General features: G+C 69.8%; 12 protein-coding genes. 3 read left to right on the plus strand and 9 right to left on the minus strand.

Translation table 11 applies throughout. The annotated features are described in order from the left end of the window. Positions 1 to 316 precede the first annotated feature (316 nt). The 6 genes from DRB06_RS03190 to DRB06_RS03215 all read right to left on the minus strand — a co-directional run bounded on the left by DRB06_RS03190 (position 317) and on the right by DRB06_RS03215 (position 8242). Positions 317 to 2482, minus strand: a complete 2166-nt coding sequence (locus DRB06_RS03190) for an ABC transporter ATP-binding protein (protein ID WP_111819125.1) — start codon at positions 2480 to 2482, stop codon at positions 317 to 319. Continuing rightward, complete coding sequence (locus tag DRB06_RS03195) at positions 2479 to 3495, minus strand: ABC transporter permease (protein WP_309300322.1); 1017 nt, start codon at positions 3493 to 3495, stop codon at positions 2479 to 2481. The genes DRB06_RS03190 and DRB06_RS03195 overlap by 4 nt, the downstream gene beginning before the upstream one ends. A gap of 1 nt (position 3496) precedes the next feature. Continuing rightward, a complete protein-coding gene (locus tag DRB06_RS03200) occupies positions 3497 to 4456 on the minus strand; it encodes an ABC transporter permease (RefSeq protein WP_073327359.1) in 960 nt (319 codons plus the stop codon). Between the two features lie 414 nt (positions 4457 to 4870). After that, positions 4871 to 5872, minus strand: coding sequence for a bile acid:sodium symporter family protein (locus DRB06_RS03205; protein WP_111819126.1), 1002 nt, complete (start codon positions 5870 to 5872; stop codon positions 4871 to 4873). Between the two features lie 66 nt (positions 5873 to 5938). Beyond that, positions 5939 to 6532 carry a biotin transporter BioY gene (locus tag DRB06_RS03210; protein WP_073327362.1) on the minus strand — a complete coding sequence of 198 codons (594 nt, stop codon included), beginning with the start codon at positions 6530 to 6532 and terminating at the stop codon, positions 5939 to 5941. Positions 6533 to 6913: 381 nt separating this feature from the next. Continuing rightward, positions 6914 to 8242: a hypothetical protein gene (locus DRB06_RS03215; protein WP_220092960.1), complete on the minus strand. Its 1329-nt coding sequence runs from the start codon at positions 8240 to 8242 to the stop codon at positions 6914 to 6916. Between the two features lie 180 nt (positions 8243 to 8422). Here DRB06_RS03215 and DRB06_RS03225 point away from each other — a divergent pair, with 180 nt between their 5' ends. Further along, entirely contained in the window at positions 8423 to 9067 is a 645-nt protein-coding gene (locus tag DRB06_RS03225) for an NUDIX domain-containing protein (RefSeq protein ID WP_181575175.1), read from the plus strand. Here the strand turns inward: DRB06_RS03225 and DRB06_RS03230 are convergent. Both DRB06_RS03230 and DRB06_RS03235 read right to left on the minus strand, forming a co-directional pair. Continuing rightward, positions 9058 to 9624 (minus strand): NADPH-dependent FMN reductase, encoded by a 567-nt coding sequence (locus DRB06_RS03230; RefSeq protein WP_073327365.1) that lies wholly within the window; start codon positions 9622 to 9624, stop codon positions 9058 to 9060. The two genes, DRB06_RS03225 and DRB06_RS03230, sit on opposite strands and share 10 nt — an antisense overlap. A 148-nt stretch (positions 9625 to 9772) precedes the next feature. Further along, positions 9773 to 10720, minus strand: coding sequence for a patatin family protein (locus DRB06_RS03235; RefSeq protein WP_108966380.1), 948 nt, complete (start codon positions 10718 to 10720; stop codon positions 9773 to 9775). A gap of 93 nt (positions 10721 to 10813) precedes the next feature. Here DRB06_RS03235 and DRB06_RS03240 point away from each other — a divergent pair, with 93 nt between their 5' ends. After that, positions 10814 to 11929, plus strand: coding sequence for an NADH:flavin oxidoreductase/NADH oxidase (locus DRB06_RS03240; protein ID WP_111819127.1), 1116 nt, complete (start codon positions 10814 to 10816; stop codon positions 11927 to 11929). Between the two features lie 136 nt (positions 11930 to 12065). Here the strand turns inward: DRB06_RS03240 and DRB06_RS03245 are convergent, their stop codons facing one another. Continuing rightward, positions 12066 to 13469 carry a M18 family aminopeptidase gene (locus tag DRB06_RS03245; protein ID WP_111819128.1) on the minus strand — a complete coding sequence of 468 codons (1404 nt, stop codon included), beginning with the start codon at positions 13467 to 13469 and terminating at the stop codon, positions 12066 to 12068. Positions 13470 to 13796: 327 nt separating this feature from the next. Here DRB06_RS03245 and DRB06_RS03250 point away from each other — a divergent pair, with 327 nt between their 5' ends. Continuing rightward, positions 13797 to 14741: a dihydrodipicolinate synthase family protein gene (locus tag DRB06_RS03250; RefSeq protein WP_108966373.1), complete on the plus strand. Its 945-nt coding sequence runs from the start codon at positions 13797 to 13799 to the stop codon at positions 14739 to 14741. Positions 14742 to 14779: the final 38 nt, after the last annotated feature.

Below are 14779 nucleotides of genomic sequence, written 5' to 3' on the forward strand. Positions count from 1 at the left end.
CCCACAACCACCAACCCAACCACACCACACCAACGAAAAACCCCAATCACCCCAGCGACCTGTCAGGAGTCAGGAGCCCCCGCCACAGGCGGCCAGGGCCGCCAGGGCGGCCGCCGAGGCGGTGCCCGAGAGGAAGAGACGACGGTTGATTTGCATTGGTGGTACTCCGTTTCTGGATCGGCTGAGCGGTTGTTGGCAAGCGGGACGCGTGAGGTGCCCGGCAGCTGTGAAAACCATACGAGTGTTTCTGACACCTGTCTGATACTCGGATTGGCGTTGGCCGCCAGACCACACCGATCCGAGCACACCCGAAGGCTCAGAACACGCTGGCGTGCTCCGAGTAGTGGCAGGAGACCCGGTGGTCCTCCCCCATCGTGAAGAAGTCCGGAAGCCGGGTCAGGCAGGCCTCTCGCTGCTCATCGTCGAGCTCATTTGCGAACTTGGGGCAGCGAGTGCGGAAGGGACAGCCCGAGGGCGGGTTGGCCGGCGAGGGCAGATCGCCCTGCAGGATGATGCGGCTGCGGGTGCGTTCCTTAACCGGATCCGGAATCGGGATGGCGGAGAGCAGCGCCTGCGTGTAGGGGTGAGCCGGCGCGGAGAAGACCGCGTCAACGTCGCCGATCTCCACAATCCGCCCCAGGTACATGACCGCGACCCGGTCGGCGATGTGCCGCACCACGGACAGGTCGTGAGCCACGAAGAGATAGCTCAGCCCCAGGGTGGCGCGCAGCTCGTCGAGCAGGTTGATCACCCCGGCCTGGATGGAGACGTCCAGGGCGGAAACCGGCTCATCCAGCACCAACAGGCTCGGCTCCAGGGCCAGCGCCCGGGCAATGCCGATGCGCTGGCGCTGCCCGCCGGAGAAGTTGCGCGGGTAGCGGTTGGCGTGGCTGGGTTCCAGGCCGACCAGCTGCATCAGTTCGGCCACCCGGTCGGCGATCTCCTGCTTGGGGCGTTTGAAGGCGCGCAGCGGCTCGGCGATCAGGTCGAACACCGGCAGGCGCGGGTCGAGCGAGGCCATCGGGTCCTGGAAGACGATCTGCACGTCCTGACGCATCCGGCGACGCTCACCGCGTGACAGCTTGTCCGTCTGCTTGCCGAGCACCACGATCGTGCCGTGCTGGGGAGACTTGAGGTCCATGACCTCCAGCAGAGTGGTGCTCTTGCCGCAGCCGGACTCCCCCACCAGCGCCAGGGTCTCACCCTTGCGCACGTCGAAGGACACGTCCGCCACGGCATGGACGGTGCCCACGCGGCGCTTGAAGACCGCACCCTTCATCAGCGGGAAGTCCTTTACCAGCTCGGTGACCCGCAGCACCTCCTCGCGCTGCTCATGGGGCAGGTCGAGGGCCTCCGGCGTCTTGAGCTTGGGCACCGGGTAGATGTCCCGGTAGTTGAGGTTGTTCTTCTCGATCTCCGGGAAACGACGGCAGGCGGACAGCTGCGGGCCCGCGGGGGCGTCGTCTACGGCGTCGAGGCTGCCATCGGGGCGCACCGGCGCCAGGGCGGGCTCGCCGTCCAGGCAGGCGTCCTGCACCATGGGGCAGCGCGGGGCGAAGGGGCAGCCGGTGGGCTCGGCCAGCAGCGACGGCGGGTTTCCCTCCAGGGTGGCCAGGGCGGAGTCCTTCTTGGTGTCCAGGCGGGGCAGTGCGCCGAGCAGACCGATCGTGTAGGGCATGCGGGGGCGGTAGAACACGTCGTCGACGTCGCCGGTCTCCACGATCCGGCCGGCGTACATGACGCTGACCCGGTCGGCCATGCCGGCCACCACTCCCAGGTCGTGAGTGATCATGATGACGCCTGCGCCCGTCTCCTGCTTCGCGGTACGCAGCACGTCCAGGATCTGCGCCTGAATAGTCACGTCCAGCGCGGTGGTGGGCTCGTCGGCGATGATCAGGTCGGGATCGTTGGCGATCGCGATGGCGATCACGGCGCGCTGACGCATACCGCCGGAGAACTCGTGTGGATAGGCGTTCACGCGCACGGTGGGGTTGGGAATACCCACCAGGTCCAGCAACTCGATGGCGCGTCGTTTCGCATCCTTGTCCGACATGCCGCGGTTGTGGATCTTCAGGGCCTCCACGATCTGCTGACCCACCGTGTACACCGGGGTGAGGGCGGATAGCGGGTCTTGGAAGACCATGGCGATCTGGGTGCCGCGAAGCTTCGACATGTATGCGTCTGAACGGCCCAGAAGCTCGGTGCCGTGCAGCTTGACCGAACCGGACACGGCAGCCGACTCGTCCAGCAGTCCCATGACGGCAGTGGAGGTCACCGACTTGCCCGAGCCCGACTCACCGACCAGGGCGAGCACCTCGCCGCGAGCCAGGTCCAGGTTGACGCCGCGCACGGCGTGCACCTGACCGTCCTCCGAGGGGAAGGTGACGCACAGGTCGCGGACCTCCAGCAGTGGGGCGGCGGCGGCCGGGTCGGGCAGAGCGTCGGATTCGAATGCGGGGGCCTGCTTGTGGGAGCGGCTCATGCCTGGCCTCCAGACTTAGACGAGGAATCGAGGGCGTCACGCACGCCGTCGCCAATGAGGTTTACGCACACCAGCATGACCATCAGCACCACGGCGGGGGCGATGAAGGCCCAGGGGTAGACGGCGACGTCACCCTGCGACTGCTGAATGAGCGTCCCCAGGGAGGTGTTCGGGGGCTTCACGCCGAAGCCGAAGTAGGACAGCGTGGTCTCGCTCAGCACCGCGCTGGCAATGCCGAGCGTGGCGTCGATGATGATGTAGGAGGAGACGTTGGGCAGGATGTGGCGGGCGATGATCCGCGGGGCGCTGACCCCCATGTAGCGGGCCGCCGTCACGTACTCCATGTTCCGCACGGACAGCGTCATGGAACGGATGACGCGGGCGGTCAGCATCCAGCTGAATGCGGCCAGCAGAATGATGAACAGCGGAATCGAGCCCTTGGACTGGCCGGAGACCGACTGGGACACGATGGCGATGATCAGGAAGGAGGGCACCACCAGCAGCAGGTCGATGACCCACAGGGCGACCTTGTCGAACCAGCCGCCGAAGTAGGCGGCCGCACTGCCGACGATGGCAGCCACGCCGGTCTGGATCGCGGCCACGCTCAGGCCAATGATCAGAGACTTGCGCAGGCCCTCGATCACCATGGCGAACACGTCCGAGCCGTCCTTGGTGGTTCCCAGCCAGTGATCGGCGTTCGGGGGGACGTGGAAGGCGAGGAAATCGGGCTCGGTGTAGTGGTAGCGGGCGATGTGCGGGCCGACGACGGCCAGCAGCACGATCAGGCCGAAGCCCACCAGGCCGCCCACGGCGCTCTTGTTGCGGAAGAAGCGGCGGCGCAGGATCTGACCGCGGGTCAGGCGCGCGGTCTGCGCGGCGGAGTCGGCCATCTCCGGCGCATTGCCGGGAATGGCGGTCTCCAGGGAGGCGCCAGGCGCCGAGTCGGGGCCGATGACCGAATCCGAGCGGCTGCTGCCGCCGGAGGTGCTGTCATTGCGGGACGCGTCTGCCATTTCAGCTCACCCTCACGCGGGGGTCGATGACGGCCACGAGGACGTCTGACAAGAGGGCGCCTATCAGCGTCATCATTCCGGAGAAGGCGACCACGGCTACGGTGCCGTTGATGTCGAAGGTGGAGATCGAGGTGACGGCGTACTCGCCCATACCGTGCCAGGTGAAAACGGTCTCCGTGATGGAGGCGCCTACGAACATGGTGGCCAGAGCGAAGGCGAAGTAGGTGCCCATGGGGATCAGCGAGGTGCGCAACGCGTGACGGGTGATGGCCTGGCGCTTGCGCAGTCCCTTGGCGCGTGCGGTGCGCACATAGTCGGCGCCGAGGGTGTCGAGCATGAGGTTGCGCTGATAGCGCGAGTAGGTCGCGATGCCCGTAAGCGACATGGAAATGGTCGGCAGCAGCAGGTGTTGGGCGCGACCGACGAAGCCGGAGCCCTCGCCGACGAACTCGAAGACCTGCCCGCCCAGGGCGGCATTGGCCTTGATGGCCCCGAGTTTGAGGAACAGGGCGATGACCATGACCGGCGTGGAGAAGACGATCAGGCACAGCACCGTGATGATGCGGTCCGCGGCGGAGTACTGCTTGGTGGCGGTCCAGGCGCCCAGCGCCGTGCCGACGCCCATACCGATGAGGGAGCCGAGGAAGACCAGCCGCACCGATACCCACATGCGGCGGGCAACGATGGCATTGACGGATTCACCCTTGGGAGTCTTGCCCCAGTCCCACTCGGTGAGCACGCCCGTGGCCCAAATCTTGAACCGATCCAGGACCGGATCATTGGGGTTGATGTTATAGGACGTGAGTGTGGCGTAAATGCCGTCCCAGTTGAGCTTGGTATTGCTCAGGTCATACAACCCGAGTGGGTTGAGCTGCGTCGCGGCGAGGAAATACGCCAAGACGGTCGCTATGACCAACAGGATCGCGTAGTTCGCAAGCCTGCGCATTAGGTACGGAAACATGCGGTCTTCTCTTTGGCGGGCCGCCGGAGGGCCGGGCCCCGCGTGGGAGCCGATTCCGGTGCGGCTACGGACATTGCCGCCCAGACACAGCCACCCGCGGGCGACCTTGGGACCGAACGGACCGTCTCACGATACCCGCATTTGGAAACACGCCTTACACCCCGGACGTCAAGGCCGGGGCTATGTCCAACGATGGGCGGCGCAGAACCGGCCACTACCGGCCGCGCAAGTAACCTCCGCCACATTCCTGCCGCTGGGCAGGCAGTAGGCCCCGGACTCGGACACTCGCAGGTGAGTCCGCCCGCCCGCTCCGGGGATCCGCGAGCGCCAGCCGCCGTGAAACACCGCCTGGGCGCGAGGCCGCGGCGTATGCCCACCACCACGGGCGGGCACACGCCGTCGTCGGGCGAAGCCTCAGTTGGCGGCGCGGGCGTCCCGGCGGCGGAACAGGGCCGCGACCACGGCGCCGGAGAGGTTGTGCCAGATGGAGAAGACCGCTCCGGGCAGGGCGGCCTCCGCGCTGAAGTACTGGGCGGCGAGCCCGGCGGCCAGGCCGGAGTTCTGCATGCCGACCTCGATGGCGGTGGTGCGCGAGGCCTTCTCGTCGTGGCTGGTCACCCGGCCGATCAGGTAGCCGAGCAGGTAACCCAGGCAGTTGTGCAGGGCGACCACCAGCAGCACCAGCGCTCCGGCGGAGGCGATCTTGTCGGCAGAACCGGAGACCACGGCGATCACCACGTAGCAGATGCCGAGCACGGAGATCCAGGGCATCGCGGGCAGCAGCGGCTCCACGAAGCGGCCCAGGAAGGCGCGAATCAGCAGGCCGCCGATGACGGGCACCAGCACGATCTTCACGATCGACATGGCCATGGACCCGGCGTCGACGGGCATGTACTGGCCCGCGAGCCACTGGGTGAGCAGGGGCGTGAGCAGCGGGGCCAGCAGCGTAGAGATCGAGGTCATGGTCACCGAAAGCGCCACATCACCGCGGGAGAGGTAGGAGATGACGTTGGAGGAGGTGCCGCCGGGGGCGCAGCCGACCAGGATGACGCCGGCGGCCAGGGCCGGGTCCAGTTGGAAGATGCGGGTCAGGGTCCAGGCGATGAGGGGCATGACCACGAACTGGGCGGCGACCCCCACCAGCACCGGCAGGGGGCGGCGCACCACCAGGGCGAAGTCGGGGACCGTCAGAGTCAGGCCCATGCCGAACATGATGATGCCCAGGGCGTAGCTGGTGCCGGCGGACAGCGGACTGAGCGCCTCGGGGGCGAGCATCGCGGCGGCGAAGGCCAGCAGGATCAGCAAGGGGAAGACCGTGACGGCGATGTAGGCCGAGCGGTCCTCGTCGTTGCGGCGGGGAGCCGGCGTCGGGTCGGCGGGTTGGGAGGAACTAGGGGTTTGCGCTGGGGAGGTCATGGTTCAGTCCTATCGCTGCCGACCGGATTGCGAATGGCCGGTCTCAGGATCCGGGAGTGGGGCGAGTCAGCGCAGCGCCGCCGGGCGGACCACGAGGGCGGCCGCGAAGGACTTCAGCAGGTCACCCACCACGAACGGCGCCAGCCCCATGACGAACACCGCGTTCCACGGCGCGCCGGTTGCGGCCTTGAGCCACAGCAGGCCGGGCACGTACACCAGCGCGGAGGCGGCGAGCATGAGGCCCACGCGCACCGCCGCCGCCCGCAGGACCGCCGGCGTACCGCGGCCCACGGCGACCGTTCCGGCGCGGCCGGCGAGCAGCGCGGCGAGCCCGTAGCCGAGCACGTACCCGAAGGAGGCGGTGATACCGCCGCTCCAGCCCGCGAGCACCGGGGCTCCGAGGGCGGCCGCCGCGGCGAGCAGGGCCACGGCCGCCAGGCCGCGCCGGGAGCCGAGCACGCCGCCCACGCCGAGGGCGGCCAGTGTGCCGAGAGTGACCGGCACCGGGGTGAAGGGCAGTGGCAGGGCGATCTGACCGATCAGGGCGATGGCGGCGGCGCCACCGATGATGAGCGCCGCCTCGCGGGCGACGCGGCGGGCCAGGGGCACCGCGGCGGGAGCGGTGTTGGAGCGGACGGCAGGGCGCATGTTTGTGCTCATGCCACCACCGTAGAGGTGCGAGGGCCCGCAACGCACCGCCGTTTGCCGCCCGGATCCGCGAGCGCAACTTGTGGGATTCCTCCAATTCCCTATTAATGGCTAGCCCACGCGTCAAAGGCCTTCCCCACTCGCCCGTGCAACCGCCGCTTACACGCCCACGCCGGTACCCGCGGCACACCGCGGCCGCTAGACGAGGTACGCCTGTCACGGAATGCACCACTTTCAACCGCAACCGCCCCTGGCGCGCCGCATCGAGTCGCATGATTCTGCGGTGAGCGCGGAGCCCCCTCAGGAAGCAGACGCAGAAAGAGGTGCATTCCATGACAAGTGCCGGCCTCAAGCGCGCCGCACACGCCGCAAGGGGCCCTGCGAACCGTGGCGTCAGGAGACGGTGACGTCGCCGGAGGTGGTGCCGGTGGCGGCGCCCCCGTTGATGGTGTTGACGGTGATGGCGGAGGTGCTCCCGGCGGTGATGGCGCCATCGAAGCTGGTTGCGTCCAGGGTGAGGGTCAGGGTGCCGCCGTTGGAGCCGGAGTTGCCCCAGCGGTCCTCGTCGGCGGCTGCCAGGCCGCCGGCGGTCTCCAGCGTGCAGCCGGTGAGTGTGGCCTCGGCGGTGGTGTTGGTGACGTAGAGGATGGGCACGTCCCGGCTGCAGGTCAGCGTGACGTCGGTGAGCGCGAGGGTGGAGGTCTCGGTGGCGGCGTCGGAGTCGGCGGCGTCCCCGGACATGGACTGGTACAGCATGACGCCGGCGGTCTCCGAGTCGGTGGTGAACGTCGAATCGGAGACGGTGGCGTGGTTCTTGCCCTCGACCACGATCGCCTGCCCCTGGCCGGAGGTGCCGGTCAGGCCGGAGACGGTGATCTCACCGGTGGAGTAGATGCAGGGCGAGCCGTCGCCGGCGGTGGTGAAGGTGTTCGTGCCGTCCACCGTCACGGTGCCGGAGCCGCGGTCGGTGGCGACGGCGGCGCAGTGGGCGCCCTCGGTGGTGATGGTCAGGTTGGCGCCGGTGATCGCCCCGGCGTAGGTGGCGTGCAGGCCGCGGGAGGACTCGCCGGTGGTGTTGATGGCGGAGGCGGTGACCTCGGCCGTGGCGCCGCCGGTGGCGACGACGGCGTTGGCGCCGGAGGCGTCGGTGGTCAGCGTGGTCTGGTCGATGCTGGCGCTGCTGCCCTCACCGACCACCACGATGGCGGAGTTGAGCCCGTAGAAGCTGTAGGAGTCATCCACGCCGTGCTCGCCGTCGGTGGAGGCGTCGCCCGACTTGTTGACGCGGGCGTTGGTGACGGTGAGGCTGCCGCCGTTGACGACCAGGAAGACGGTCTCGTCGGCGCTGGTGGATTCGAAGGTGCCGCCGTCGATGGTGGCCGCGATGCCGTCGACGAGGTAGGCGCCGCTCAGGGTGATCTCCTTGTCGCCGATCGAGCCGGTCCAGGAACCGCTCGACAGGGCGGTGTTGGACTCGGAGGCCTCGTGGTACTCCGGGCCGACGGAGGCCTCCACGTCGGCGGCGGTGGCGGCGGTGTCCGCATCGGCGGCCGTCTCGGTGGTGGCTGTGGCGGTGGAGGCGGAGTCGTTGGAGGGGCCGCAGGCCGTCAGCACACCGACCGTGGCCAGGCCGAGTCCGCCCAGCAGCACGGAGCGGCGCCGCATGCAGAAGCGGTCGTCGTCGAGGTCGGTGGTGTATTCGGTGGTACGGCTGAAACGCATGGGGATCTCCTTCAGGTGTGCTGCCGGCGCCCGACGACGGTGCGCATGTTCCACCGCCGCCGCGGTACCGGCTTGCTGGTCGCCGACCAGTCTGGTGACCCCGCTTATGTGCCACCTGTGTACCCCGTAGGGCTCCGGCATGAATGCCACGAGGCCGCAGCGCTGCGCTAGCGTGCGGGCATGCCCGCTCTCCCCCGCCCTGCCGGCCCCGACGACGCCGCGCCCTTCGCGCTCGTGCCCGCCGCTTACGTGCTGTTGCTGCGTCCCCGAAAGGACGCCACCACAGCCATGGCCACGGAGACACTCGGCACCGGCCATCCCGTCGGCGTCGACCGCGCGCCCCGTTCCCCTGCCGGCTGGCCTCACGGCGCCGCCGCTACCGAGGTACTGCTGCAGCTGCGCCGCAACACCGGCTTCATGGACGGGCACTGGGCAGCCGGGATCGCGGGGCACGTCGAGCCCGGCGAGTCGGTGACCGCGGCGGCCGTGCGGGAAGGCGCCGAGGAGATGGGCGTCGTCGTCGATCCCGGCGATCTGGTGCCGCTCACCGCCATGCACCGCAGCAACGCCGTCGGCGGGCCGGCCCTCGAGCAGCGGGCGGACTTCTTCTTCACCCTGACTCGCTGGCGCGGCACACCCACCATCCAGGAGCCGCACAAGTCCGGCGCCCTGAGGTGGTTTGCGCTGGACGCACTGCCCGAGCCGGTCCCGCCGCACGAACTGAAGGTCCTGCGGCTGCTGGCCGCGGCGCTCGACGGCGGCCGGGCCGTGCCCGCGATCACCACCTTCGGCTTCGCGGGCGCGCCCGGCGCGCCTCAGCCCTGACGGGCGGCGATGGAGGCGACGACGGCGTCGAGGGTCTCGGCCAACTGGACGTCGCGCCGGTCCACGGGGGTGAAGGTGGCCATGTCCGCCGTGGTGTCCGTGACGAGGATCAGCTGCACCGGCGGGTAGACCACGTGCATGCTCCAACTGCCCAGGACCGTGCGCCACTGCTCGACCGCCCGGATGGCGCCGTCGCCGGAGTAGCCGACGAAGCCGACGGTCTTGTTCTGGAACTCGGAGAACAGGTGATCGGTGGCGTTCTTGAAGGCGCCGGGAATGCCGTGGTCGTACTCGGAGGTGACGAACACGAAGCCGTCCTGGGAGTCGATGGCGTCTGACCAGGCCTGCACCCGCGGGTCGTCATACTGCTTGTTCGCCATCATTGGCGGAACCTGCGAGGTGAACAGGGGCAGGTCGAAGGACTTGACATCGATGATGGTGTAGTCGGCGTCGCCGCGGGCGCGCGCGTGCTCAAGCACCCACTGGGCGATCTGCTCGCCGAGGCGAACCTCCCGCACCGAGCCGAGCACGATCCCGATCTTGGGCTTATTGGTCATAGATGTCTCCGTTCAGGCCGTGGCCCGCCCGGGTTCGGGCGGTACGAGCCCCAAGAACAGCATGACCCCATTCGTGACGCCAACGAAATCAGACGTTGACATTGTCACAGCGTCGTCGTCCACCGCCCGGCGGCGGTCGCCGTCGGGCTCAGAACCCGAGGAATTCCAGGATGTCGGGCAGCTCCCGGCGGGCCTGCGCCAGGCCGGCCTCGTAGGCGGTCACCACGCGGTCGTAGCGCAGCTCACCGTTCTCGATCGCCATGCGGTCGGGCTGGAACAGGTAGACGCGCCCCTCGCGGCGCCCCTGCTCCAGCTCCTCAATGGTGCGGTTGTAGCCGTCGGGCCGGTTGATGATGGCCTCGGCGACCTCCGGCTGCTTGCGGAACATGCGCCGGTAGGCGGCGGCGCGCTTCTCGGCGGGCTTGCGGTAGCCTGCCGGCCGGGTGGAGACCACGAGCATGCGCTCGTAGCCGTCGGCCGCGGCGGCGTCGGTGGGGAAACCGCCGGTGGGGCCGAGCGCCCCGTCGAGGTAGGGCACGCCGTCGATGTGGACGGTGGGCATGAGCACCGGCATGGATGAGGAGGCCTGGCAGCGCACCAGCAGGTCCTCCATGACGTCCATGTCCTCCAGGCCCCAGTAGACCTCCTCGCCGGTGTCGCAGCGGAAGGCGCCCAGGCGCACGGTGGCCGCGGAGGACTTGAAGGTGTCCCAGTCGAAGGGGAACAGCTCGTCCGGCAGGGAGGTGTGCTGGTAGATGTGCTCGGAGTTGAAGTAGCCCTGGCCGCGGGCGAAGCTGCCCCACCCGCCCGCGTCGGGGTCGGTGGTCAGCCCGACGAAGGCCTCACGGGTGCGCCACAGGTCGCGGGAGACCATGTTGACGGTGTTGGTCGTGCCGGCGGAGATGCCGCCCACCCAGGGGAAGAACAGCCCCTCCTCCAGCAGCACCTGCACCAGCGCCGCGGTGTAGGTGCCGCGCATGCCACCGCCTTCGAATACGAGGGCGACGTCGTCGACGCGCCGGGTAATCGGGGCGGGCGTGTGCGCGGGGTCGCCGTACGGGACGGGGCGGGAGGGGGCGAGGGCGGAAGTGGTCATGATGTGCCAAGGCTATCGAGCCCACGTGGGTGGGCGGCAGTGATCCCGACCGCACCCCTGGCCGTCGACGGTCGGCACGCGTAGCGTGACGCCATGGCGAATCCACAGCTCCTTCAGCCCCTTTCTCTGCGCGGGCTCACGGCCCGCAACCGCCTCTGGCTCCCACCCATGTGCATGTACTCGGTCGAGAACCAGGACGGCATCGCCACCGACTGGCACGTGGTGCACTACGGCTCGCGCGCCCAGGGCGGCTTCGGCACCGTGATCGTCGAGGCCACCGGCGTCACTCCCGCGGGGCGCCTGTCCCCCTACGACCTCGGCCTGTGGGACGACGCCCAGGTGGACGGCCACCGCCGCATCGTCGAGGCGATCCACGCCGGCGGCGCGCTGGCGGGCGTGCAGCTGGGCCACGGCGGCCGCAAGGCGGGCACGCCCCCGTGGCGGCCCGACGTCGAGGGGGCCCGCTCCGGCACCCTGCCCGACTGGGATCTGGTGGCGCCGAGTGCGGTGGCCTACCCCGGCCACGCGGTGCCGCGCGCGCTGACCACCGCGGAGATCGCCGACACCGTGCAGGCCTTCGCCGACGCCGCCCGCCGCGCCGTGGCCGCCGGCTACGACGTGGTGGAACTGCACGGCGCCCACGGCTACCTGATCCACCAGTTCCTCTCGCCGCTGTCCAACACCCGCACCGACGCCTACGGCGGCTCCGCCGAGGGGCGGCGCCGCTTCGCCCTGGAGATGGTTCGGGCGGTGCGCGCGGCCATCGGGGAGGACAAGGTCCTCGACATCCGCCTGTCTGCCACCGACTGGACCGAGGGCGGGATCACCGGGGATGACACCGCCGAGTTGGCGCGGCAGCTGGTGGCGGCGGGCGTGGACGTGCTGCACGTGTCCACCGGCGGGAACGCGCCCGCCCAGGTGCCGGCGGGCCCCGGCTACCAGGTGCCCTTCGCCGCCCAGGTCAAGCAGGCCGTGGACGGCATGACGACGCCGGGCGGAGGGCAGCCGCAGGTGGTCGCCGTCGGCATCATCGACTCCGGCATGCAGGCGGAGCAGATCCTGGTGGCCGGCCTGGCCGACGCCGTCGCCGCCGGGCGGGCGGCCCTGCGCGACCCGTACCTGCCGGTGCGCTGGGCTCACGAGCTGGGCGTGAACGACTGGCAGGCCGCGCATCTGCCGATCCAGTACTGGCGCGGCGCCTGGCGCTGAGCGCCGGCTCGCGCTTGAAGGCAGGCGGTGCCGGGCGGCTGCATTGAGCGGTTGCCCGGCACCGTCGTCTTGGGGCACGGCCGGTGGTCGGCGCGGCTAAGCGGGCGGGGCCGGGCGGCGCACCGCCCTCTGGGGTTCAGGCGCCCTGCCAGTAGGCGTGCATGGCGCGGGCGAGGCCGCGTCCGTCGGTGACCGCGCACATCTCCCGCTGGGAGTGCATGGACAGCAGCCCCTGGCCGACGTCGACGGTGGGGATGCCCAGGCGCGTGGCGGTGAGCGGGCCGATCGTGGTGCCGCAGGGCACGGCGTTGTTGGACACGAAGTCCTGGCTGGGAACCGCGGCGGTGCGGCAGGCGCGTGCCCATGTGGCCACGGCGGTGGCGTCGGTGGCGTAGCGCTGCTGGGCGTTGATCTTCAGCAGCGGCCCGCCGCCGAGGACGGGGCGCACGGCGGGATCGTGCAACTGTGGATAGTTCGGGTGGGCGGCGTGGCCGGCGTCGGCGGAGACGCACACCGAGCGGGCCAGCAGCGCCGCGTAGGCGTCGCCCGTGATCCCCATGGCGCCGGCGAGGCGGGACAGCACGGTCTGCAGGAACGGGCCGGCGGCACCGGTGCGGGTGCCGCTGCCGACCTCCTCATGGTCATTGGCGATGAAGACGATCGGGCCGGTGGGATCGCCCGCGCGGGCCAACGCCTCCAGCGCCACCAGGGCGGAGTGCACGGAGGAGAGGTTGTCCAGGCGGGAGGAGGCGAGGAACTCGCCATTGCGACCGAAGCGGGCCGGCGCCTCGGTGGGGTAGGTGAGGATGTCGCAGAAGGCCAGGTCGGCGGGGTCGATGCCGGCCAGCTCGCACAGGTAATGCTCGGGCGCGTCGGGGCCGGGCAGGGCGGACGCGGCGTCATTCCCGGGTCCGGCCGCGTCGGTTGCGGCGCCCGCCGGGGCCGTGCCGGCGGCCGCCGCCGCATCACTCGCTTTGCCACTCGTCAGGGTCCACAGCGGCAACAGATGGGCCTGCTTGTCCAGGTGCAGGGACTCGTTCACGCTGCGGTCCAGGTGCGGGGCGACCTGGGCGACGCGGGCGATGGGGCCGGTGCGCACCAGGTGGGTGGTGCCGTCGAAGGTGGTCAGGCGGCCGGCCAGGCCGAGCTCGCGGTCCAGGAAGGAGTTCAGCAGTGGCCCGCCGTAGACCTCGACGTTCAGCACCTGCACGCCGTCGCGCACCATGGCGGCGCGGGGCTTGAGCCGCAGCGCCGGGGAGTCCGTGTGGGCGCCGACGATCCGCAATCCGGCGGCCGCGTCCAGCTGCTCGGGCAGCAGCCAGGCGATGATGGCGCCGTCGCGGCGGGTGTAACCGCGGCGGGGCAGGTCGGTTCCCCAGGGCTCGCGCTCGTCTACGGCGGTCAGGCCCACGGCGTCCAGGCGGCGGGCGACCTCCGCGGCTGCGTGGTAGCTGGTGGGTGAGGCGGTGACGAAGTCGATGATGGAGTCGGCGTAGGCGTCGTCGTCGCGCAGCGCGGGCGCGGTTTCGGGGTCTGTCATGGGCCCAGTATGGGCCCGCCGGGAGAGGCCGCCGCCGAAGAATGTCCAAATCCGGCGGGAACGTCGGGCGCACACTCTCTGGCCGCCCATAAAACGGCTTGATATCAGCGATCTGTCAGCCACAGTTCGGTCGCGCACACGCGTTTGTCCCGTATTCGGAGCATCATTCTGCGCGCGTACCGGGAGGCCGCACGGCCACCATCTGGGCCTTCCGACCTATGGACACGGCGAGCCTCCTCACCTACTCTTGCAAACGTTCCCGGGAACGTTTGCAAGAGGCGCTCCCGGTGGCATGATCCGCTCTTGATCCCAAGGAAGTGAACCAATATGAGCGTCCCAGTACCCAACCTCCGCGGCCTCAACCCCGCCCCCGTCACCCCCTTCACCCCCGACGGCGAGATCGACTTCCCCGCCATCAAGCGCCTGGGCTCCTGGCTGGGCTCCTTCCCCGAAGTCACCTCACTGGTCGTCCTGGGCCACGCCGGTGAGGGCACCTTCCTCACCCAGTCCGAGCAGGTGGCCGTCATCGAGGCGTTCGTCGCCTCCACCGACGGCCGCGTCCCCGTCGTCGCCGGCATCACCGGCGAGGGCACCAGGGTCGCCTGCGAGGAGGCACAGCGTGCCGTCGACGCCGGGGCGACCGCCGGCCTGATCTACCCCTCCCACGGCTGGCTGCGGTTCGGGTTCCAGCCCGGCGCCCCGCAGGACCGCTACAAGGCGATCTATGAGGAGACCGGCCTGAACGAAATCCTCTTCCAGTACCCGGACAACACCAAGTGCAGCTACGACCTGGACACCCAGTTGGAGATCGCGGCGCTGCCCGGCGTGCACTACACCAAGAACGGCGTGCGCAACATGAAGCGGTGGGACACCGAGATCCCGGTACTGCGTGAGGCCTTCCCGGACCTGACGATCATGAGTTGCCACGACGAGTACCTGCTGCACACCATGTTCGACGTCGACGGCCTCCTGGTCGGCTACGGCAACATCGCCCCCGAGCTGCTGATCAAGCTGCTCAAGGCCGGCCAGGCGCACGACTACGACGCCGCCCGCGCCGTGCATGACCAGCTCCTGCCGGTGACCAAGGCGGTCTACCACCGCGGAAGTCACATGGAGGGCACCGTCGCCCTGAAGGAGGCGCTGGTGGAGCGCGGCGTGCTGGAGACCGCCACCGTGCGCTCTCCGCTACGCCCCCTGGCAGAGGGCGCCCACGAGGAGATCGCCGCGGCCCTGGCTGCCGCCGGAATCGGCAAGGCGCAGATCCCGGCCTGACCACTACACGTGGCGGTCGCGGCCTTATTCCCGCGACC

Origin of the sequence: Actinomyces sp. Z5 (assembly GCF_003287795.1) — a bacterium.
Taxonomy (GTDB): domain Bacteria; phylum Actinomycetota; class Actinomycetes; order Actinomycetales; family Actinomycetaceae; genus Actinomyces; species Actinomyces glycerinitolerans.

Excerpts from the sequence above, each read along its gene's own strand:
- DRB06_RS03225 (WP_181575175.1), top strand. The coding sequence starts at position 8,423 with ATGCCCGCTCTCCCCCGCCCTGCCGGCCCCGACGACGCCGCGCCCTTC.
- DRB06_RS03190 (WP_111819125.1), bottom strand. The coding sequence starts at position 2,482 with ATGAGCCGCTCCCACAAGCAGGCCCCCGCATTCGAATCCGACGCTCTG.
- DRB06_RS03250 (WP_108966373.1), top strand. The coding sequence starts at position 13,797 with ATGAGCGTCCCAGTACCCAACCTCCGCGGCCTCAACCCCGCCCCCGTC.
- DRB06_RS03230 (WP_073327365.1), bottom strand. The coding sequence starts at position 9,624 with ATGACCAATAAGCCCAAGATCGGGATCGTGCTCGGCTCGGTGCGGGAG.
- DRB06_RS03245 (WP_111819128.1), bottom strand. The coding sequence starts at position 13,469 with ATGACAGACCCCGAAACCGCGCCCGCGCTGCGCGACGACGACGCCTAC.
- DRB06_RS03215 (WP_220092960.1), bottom strand. The coding sequence starts at position 8,242 with ATGCGTTTCAGCCGTACCACCGAATACACCACCGACCTCGACGACGAC.
- DRB06_RS03195 (WP_309300322.1), bottom strand. The coding sequence starts at position 3,495 with ATGGCAGACGCGTCCCGCAATGACAGCACCTCCGGCGGCAGCAGCCGC.
- DRB06_RS03235 (WP_108966380.1), bottom strand. The coding sequence starts at position 10,720 with ATGACCACTTCCGCCCTCGCCCCCTCCCGCCCCGTCCCGTACGGCGAC.
- DRB06_RS03240 (WP_111819127.1), top strand. The coding sequence starts at position 10,814 with ATGGCGAATCCACAGCTCCTTCAGCCCCTTTCTCTGCGCGGGCTCACG.
- DRB06_RS03210 (WP_073327362.1), bottom strand. The coding sequence starts at position 6,532 with ATGAGCACAAACATGCGCCCTGCCGTCCGCTCCAACACCGCTCCCGCC.
- DRB06_RS03200 (WP_073327359.1), bottom strand. The coding sequence starts at position 4,456 with ATGTTTCCGTACCTAATGCGCAGGCTTGCGAACTACGCGATCCTGTTG.
- DRB06_RS03205 (WP_111819126.1), bottom strand. The coding sequence starts at position 5,872 with ATGACCTCCCCAGCGCAAACCCCTAGTTCCTCCCAACCCGCCGACCCG.